The following is a 6,533-nucleotide window of genomic DNA, read 5'->3' as shown; positions in this document are numbered from 1 at the left end:
ATTTCAAAATACATAAAGACTACAACAAATAAAAAGGAGTAGATTTATGGCAACGATTGCGTTATACTCGAATCAAATAGCGCAGATGTCTGGAAAGCTTGGAGAGGTAAAGAAAACAGTAGGCGATTACAAATCAGAATTGTTTTCATTGAAAACAAAGGCACTGGCGATCAAGCAATCCATATGTAATATGGAAGATGTTATAAGCTCCATACAGGCATCTACAAGTGTACAGGAAGAGAAAGTTGACTCTCTAGAACAGGTTAGAGGAAGCAGCGAACAGTTTATAGAAGATACCTACCGCATTGATGGTAATGTAGCGGATCTTGTGAATAAACGAAAAGATGATTTTTATGATCAATACAAGTACTTAAAACCAGAGAGTGAAAAGAATCCTTTGGAAAAGATCAAAGATGGCTTAAAGAAAGTTGGAGAATGGTGTAAAGAACATTGGAAGATTATAGTCACTGTTGTTCTGGTGATTGCAGCAATTGCAGCAATTGTAGTAATTACAGCAATTGCAGCAATATTGGCGGCAAGCGGATTGGTATTAGGACCGTTGCTTATCATAGCACTAGGAGTTGCAAAAGGACTAGTAGCGGGAGCAATTATTGGCGGTATAATAGGTGGATTATCCAGTGTAGCTGCAGGAGGCTCTTTCTTTGAAGGTTTTGAAGAAGGAGCTTTCTCAGGAGCTTTTATAGGGGCATTGTTTGGAGGAATTGGTGGCATAGGACAAGTGCTTGGACAATCATGCAAAGTACTGGGGAATATAGGTAAAATAGCAAAGATAATTCCAACAGTTTCAAAAATATCTGGTGCAATATCACTTGGAATGGCAGGTTTTGACTTACTATCTTTGGGCGTTAGTCTTTTTGATCCTAAAAGTCCTTTAGTACAGTTTAATAAAAAGCTTCATGAAAGTAGTTTGTACAATGGGTTCCAAATGACTATAAGTACATTGGCTGTGTTTACTGCTGGTTTTACTAAGGGAATGAAGAACCCAATATGTTTTGTAGCAGGAACGATGGTATTAACCGCGATGGGATTGAAAGCGATTGAAACCATTCAAGCAGGAGATCAAGTAATAGCAACGAATCCAGATACATTCCAGACAGAAGAAAAAACAGTAGTTGAAACATACATAAATAAGACAACATGTATCGTAAAGATCTTCATTCAGAATGAAGTGATATACACAACAATGAATCATCCATTTTATGTGAAAGGACAAGGATTTGTAGCAGCCGGTAAACTTTCAATAGGTGATGAGATTATGAATGCATCCGGTGGTAGTTACCCAGTAGAATGTGTTGAACTGGAAGAAAAACAAGAAACCGTGTATAATTTCCAAGTAGAAGATTTTCATACGTATTATGTTGGAGAAAATAGTGTACTGGTACATAATGATTGTCCGGAGGGTGGTAGTGAGACTAGTAGTCCATATGAGTTAGAGGCTACACATTCTCAAACTTCGAGTAAGAAAAATATGAATAAATTGATTGAAGATATTAAAAATAATGGTATCAATGAAACTATAAAATATGTTGAGCATAATGGTCAAAAATATGTAGTAGATGGTCATCATAGATTAATTGCTGCAAAGAGGTTGGGTATAAAAGAAATTCCAATTGAAAAAGTAGAGTTGCCTTATGCAGGATACAAGAGTATTGAAGATTTATTATGGTTTGATTAAGGAGGCTTATATGGCATTATGGCAATTTAATTCTTATATAGTACCAAAGCAGAAGGTAGTAATAGAAGAGAAATTAGATGAAGAAAATATATTATCTTGGAACATGTGCAATATATCTTTGGATAAAATTGACTTTTTGGAAAAGCAAGTAAGTTGGACAGAAGATATAGTTCAATATGGAAAAGATAATGAAACATGTATTCAATTTTTATATGAAGGTGGTTTAGTGGAAGAGATAAGTTGTAGATTTGATTTGCGTTCCTTATCCAAGAAGATGCTTGAGCAAATATTAGACTATATTAATAAAATTGAAGGAATGATTTTTTATGAGGGTAATATTTATTCTCCGAGCATTGAAGAAATAGTAGAATTGATGAAAAAGTCTAAAGCAAATAAGTTTTGTCAAAATCCAACCAATTACTTTGAAGAAATGTCCGATAACTAATTGATGTGGTATGAATACATAGTATTGTATATTTTAATTATGGTTATATTTTAGGACTCTCAACACCTTAAGTTCTTATAAAAAAATCTGTCTTTAGGCAAGTCCACGAATGTGGAGCAAATGCAAGAGATAGATTTTTTTAGTCCATTACCAGAGAGAATGGACTGTTTATAATGAAATGTTTTAATGTTCTAAAAAACGATATACCCACGTAATATACAAATCACCACTAAAGAACTTGTGAGTAAACGAAAGATGATTTTTACGATCAATACAGGTATTTAAAACCAGACTGTGAGAAGAATAGTTGGGAAAAGTTCAAAGATGGCTGCAAGAAAGTAGGAGATGGTGCAAAGAATATTGGAAAGAGGCTGTAACACGTGCTTTAGTGATTGTAGCAATTGTAGTACTTGTATTATGCCCAGCTGGTACTTTATTAGCAGCTTTGGCGGAAACTATTTTAGTTGGTGTTGCTTTGGGAGGAGCGTTAGGAGGAATAATCAGTGCTATTACGGGTGGGTCATTTTGGGAAGGCTTTAATGAGGGAGCATTTTATGGAGCCATAGGCTTTGGAATGAGTTTCGTCTTTACTGGAGCAGTAAGGCCTGTAGAAATGACACTGAAACAAATGCTACTAATTGGTGGAATTTCTGGAATAGGCAGCATCCTGCTTGGTGATTTGGGCGATATTGTAATCAAGGGAGTAAAAATGTCGTTGAAGGAGATAGTCATTGATGTTGTAGTTGCCGGGGTAACAGGAGTAGTATTTGCAGGTATTGCTTATGGATTATCAAAGGCGTTTAAGGCGTTGAAGTTGAAGATAATTAATAAGGGTGGAAGTTCATCTAAAGTAAAACCTACAGATGAAATGGGTAGTTCACCTAAAGGCAAATATGAAACACCAGATGTAAATGACCCAAGACCTATTACTAGACAGAATGAGACAGCAGATTTGTTGGCTTCACAAGGTTATGATACGGAGATGTTGCCATATAAAAAGACTGGAAATGGTTATGGAAATAAAAAAACTTCAAATCCTGATTTTATGATTGAAGGAAAAGTTTTTGACTGTTATTCACCTGATACTGGAAATGCAAGAAATATACGTTCAACAATTAGCGGAAAAACAGAGAAGCAATGTAATAATATTATTTTAAATTTAGATGATTGCCCAATAAGCATTGATGAAATTTTGCAAGCAATAAAAAAAGAACCAATAGATGGCTTAGAGGTACTAATGTATGTGAAAGATGGTAAGGTATATCATGTATTACCTTAGAAGGAGTAAAAGATGGAATATGTATTATATGCAAGTACAGATGAAATTATAAATGTAATTGGAGAAAAAATTTTAAGAATTTTAAAAAATGATGTTATATTTGGAAATGCTGAAATTTTAGATGAGGAAGAAAATGAATTGAGTTTATACTGTGATATGTTTACTTTGCAAATTGATAATTCTTCTGATTCAATTAAAGTAATCAGTGAGGAATCGAATATAGATTTGAAGGTTGAATTATACATGAATTTAGATATGCAATGTGAGGATGTTATAAAAAAAACAATATACTTTGTAGGTAAATATTTAAAAGAATTTTCTTGTGATATAATATTAATGTCAAATGGAGATGTTCCAATAATTTTACGAAACTCGGAAAAACTAATAGTTGATACATCAAGGGTTAAAAAGGGTTTTCCTTTTGAAGTGTTACAAACTGAGTATGTAGTTGACAAGATAAAATTTCTTTCAGATTGATTTTACTGACTTTTAGCAATTAAAGAATTCTCTTGCGCAAGATTTCGTTATGAGGTTCCAAGGCATATGTAATAAGATTTGCTATTGATATATAGTATTGAAATCAAACCACTGTATTAATATCAAGTACTATCTGCAACAAATATACATTGGGTAAAGAGATGGTATGAATTATAGAAAACGTCGATTAAGGTGTTAGAAATAGGAAAATTCTACAACATTTCTTTGAATATTGATGCAATACAGTGAGATTCACAGGATAATAATTATATAAAAATGTAGGTCAGCTTATGAAAAAATGCTTGAGGATTTACAATATGAAGTAAGTAAGATTTTGATAAACAAAAATGAAGTATATTCATTGTTATGCTCATTACATAATCTACCAAGGGATATCTTGGAAAAGATAAAATAACATTGTGTAAATTAAATCAACACTCAATAACGGAAGAAGAAGCATTAACATATGCATAAGACAATATGAATAAAGGCGAACGGATTAAATATAGCATATTTTTACCTGATTTTGAAATCTAAGATGTATTATGTTTATACTATAGGACTTCAAAATCCTAAATCAAAAATACTATCACCTGCTTTCACTCGCGAATGTCAATGAGAATGCAAGTAATAGTATTTTTTAGCGTGACTTACGGGAAGTTTAGATGTCGGAGATGCTTGTAGAAATAAATTAAACAGTTAGTGATTAAAATCAGATTCTTTTAGCTAAGATTTGTTAGAAGAGTAATTGGGAAAAGTTCAAAGATGGCAGCAAGAAGGTATGGGAATGGCGAAAAGAACATTGGAAAGCGGCTGTAACTGTTGTTCTTGTGATTGCAGCAATTGCGGTAATTGTAGTAGCTTTATCCACAATTGCTGTCCCGGCATTATTATTAGCTTTGGCGAAAGACGTTTTAGCATGAGCTGTTATTGGAGGAGCGATTGGAGCAATAATCAGTGCTATTACGGGCGGGGCATTTTGGGAAGGCTTTTTTGATGGGGCATTTTATGGAGCCATAGGCGGTGGAATGAATTTTGTCCTTACTGGAGCTGTGGAGGGTGCAGTATTGACACTGAAACAAATGCTACTAACTGGTGGAGTTTCTGGAATAGGCAGCATCTTGCTTGGTGATTTAGGCGATATTGTAATCAAGGGAGAAGTAATGTCGCTGAAGAAGATAGTAATTGATGTTGTAGTTGCCGGGGTAACAGGAGTAGTATTTGCGGGCATTGCTTATGGATTATCAAAGGCGTTTGCGGCATTGAAGTTGAAGATGATTAATAAGTTAGAACAATCAGGATTAAAACCAGGACAGACTGTAATAAGTAAAAGCAGAGTAAGTGAAATAGTAGATAATTATGATCCATTAAAAGCAAGTAGTAGTATTTATAGAGATTCTACAGGTAGATATATTGTTGAAGGACATCATACAACTGTGGCAACGACAATACTAGGAAAAGGTTCTGGAATAAATATGAATATGCCAACAAATCAAGTACCATCTGCAACAAATGTACATTGGGTAAAGAGATGGTATGAATTATGGAAAACGTCGATTAAGGTGGTGGATTAAATGAATACACAAGATGTTTTAGGTGAATTGTTATATATTGGTATTGTAGCTGAGAAAGGTAGATGCTATGGAAGGTTATGGAATATAAAATATAGATATATAATTAGAAAACACATTGAAGTACTGATTGATTTAAACGATGTCTTACTTAGTGATAATTATGTAAATATTAACAATGCTTTGCATAAGTTAACATTTCTGTGTGAAAAGTATAGCGAAATAGGGAAATTCTACAATATTTCTTTGAATATTGATGCAATACAGTGGGATTCGCAGGGTAATAATTATATAAATGTATGCCAGCTTATGAAAAAAATGCTTGAGGATTTGCAATATGAAGTAAGTAAGATCGTGATAAATAACAATGAAGTATATTCATTGTTATGTTCATTACATAATCTACCAAGGGTATTTCTTGGAAAAGATAAAAAAACATTGTGTAAATTGAATCAACACTCAATAACGGAAGAAGAAGCATTAACATATGCATATGACAATATGAATAAAGGCGAACGGATAAAATATAGCATATTTTTTCCTGATTTTTGAAATTAAAATATATTATGTTTATACTATAGGACTTCAAAATCCCTATATCAAAAAGATACTATTACCTGCTTTCGCTCGCGAATGTCAATGAGAATGCAAGTAATAGTATTTTTTATAGTGACTTACGAGAAGTTTAGATGTCGGAGATGCTTGGAGATATAAAGCGAACAGTCTGATTAAAATCAGATTCTTTTCGCTAAAATCTGTTAGAAAAGTAATCAGGAAAAGTTCAAAGATGGCTGACCAGCAGTTACCGTGACACAAGTGAAGCATTCAGGAAAATTCAATACTGGTTTCTATTCTTCGAAAAAAGATAATGAACGAGAAAAGAAAAAGAATGAAAATATCAATGAACATGATACCCAACTAGCCTATATCGTTAACACGATAATTAAGATGAGTGAAAATATGGAGAAGCCACGACAGATATTCCTTCCTCCACTTCCAGGGGTTATAGTAGATCAAACAGAATGGAGGAGTTCCCATGAGTATGAATAAAATGTTGTGCGAGAT

7 protein-coding genes are annotated in these 6,533 nt (G+C 33.4%); all 7 read left to right on the top strand.

The window, feature by feature from the left end; translation table 11 throughout:
* Positions 1–46: 46 nt before the first annotated feature.
* The 7 genes from BUB90_RS22830 (at position 47) to BUB90_RS22800 (ending at position 6,518) form a co-directional block, all read left to right on the top strand.
* A complete protein-coding gene (locus tag BUB90_RS22830; RefSeq protein WP_073291957.1) occupies positions 47–1,696 on the top strand; it encodes a polymorphic toxin-type HINT domain-containing protein in 1,650 nt (549 codons plus the stop codon).
* Between the two features lie 10 nt (positions 1,697–1,706).
* Positions 1,707–2,141 carry a hypothetical protein gene (locus BUB90_RS22825; protein WP_073291955.1) on the top strand — a complete coding sequence of 145 codons (435 nt, stop codon included), beginning with the start codon at positions 1,707–1,709 and terminating at the stop codon, positions 2,139–2,141.
* A 307-nt stretch (positions 2,142–2,448) separates the two neighbouring features.
* A complete protein-coding gene (locus BUB90_RS23865; RefSeq protein ID WP_207650266.1) occupies positions 2,449–3,420 on the top strand; it encodes a CdiA C-terminal domain-containing protein in 972 nt (323 codons plus the stop codon).
* A 12-nt stretch (positions 3,421–3,432) separates the two neighbouring features.
* Positions 3,433–3,897 carry a hypothetical protein gene (locus tag BUB90_RS22815; protein WP_073291952.1) on the top strand — a complete coding sequence of 155 codons (465 nt, stop codon included), beginning with the start codon at positions 3,433–3,435 and terminating at the stop codon, positions 3,895–3,897.
* Positions 3,898–4,925: 1,028 nt separating this feature from the next.
* The gene (locus BUB90_RS23860) at positions 4,926–5,471 is read left to right on the top strand and encodes a hypothetical protein (RefSeq protein WP_073291950.1); all 546 of its coding nucleotides are present in this window, start codon (positions 4,926–4,928) and stop codon (positions 5,469–5,471) included.
* Positions 5,472–6,020: a hypothetical protein gene (locus tag BUB90_RS22805; RefSeq protein ID WP_073291948.1), complete on the top strand. Its 549-nt coding sequence runs from the start codon at positions 5,472–5,474 to the stop codon at positions 6,018–6,020. It abuts the gene before it with no gap.
* Positions 6,021–6,275: 255 nt separating this feature from the next.
* Positions 6,276–6,518 (top strand): hypothetical protein, encoded by a 243-nt coding sequence (locus tag BUB90_RS22800; RefSeq protein WP_242952593.1) that lies wholly within the window; start codon positions 6,276–6,278, stop codon positions 6,516–6,518.
* Positions 6,519–6,533 lie beyond the last annotated feature (15 nt).

The organism is Anaerosporobacter mobilis DSM 15930 (assembly GCF_900142955.1).
In the GTDB taxonomy this organism is placed as follows: domain Bacteria; phylum Bacillota; class Clostridia; order Lachnospirales; family Lachnospiraceae; genus Anaerosporobacter; species Anaerosporobacter mobilis.
This window is presented reverse-complemented; position numbering and strand designations above follow the sequence as displayed.

Bases quoted from the DNA above. Each gene is read 5' to 3' on its own strand.
- BUB90_RS22830 (WP_073291957.1), top strand. From the start codon at position 47: ATGGCAACGATTGCGTTATACTCGAATCAAATAGCGCAGATGTCTGGA.
- BUB90_RS22825 (WP_073291955.1), top strand. From the start codon at position 1,707: ATGGCATTATGGCAATTTAATTCTTATATAGTACCAAAGCAGAAGGTA.
- BUB90_RS22815 (WP_073291952.1), top strand. From the start codon at position 3,433: ATGGAATATGTATTATATGCAAGTACAGATGAAATTATAAATGTAATT.
- BUB90_RS23860 (WP_073291950.1), top strand. From the start codon at position 4,926: ATGAATTTTGTCCTTACTGGAGCTGTGGAGGGTGCAGTATTGACACTG.
- BUB90_RS22805 (WP_073291948.1), top strand. From the start codon at position 5,472: ATGAATACACAAGATGTTTTAGGTGAATTGTTATATATTGGTATTGTA.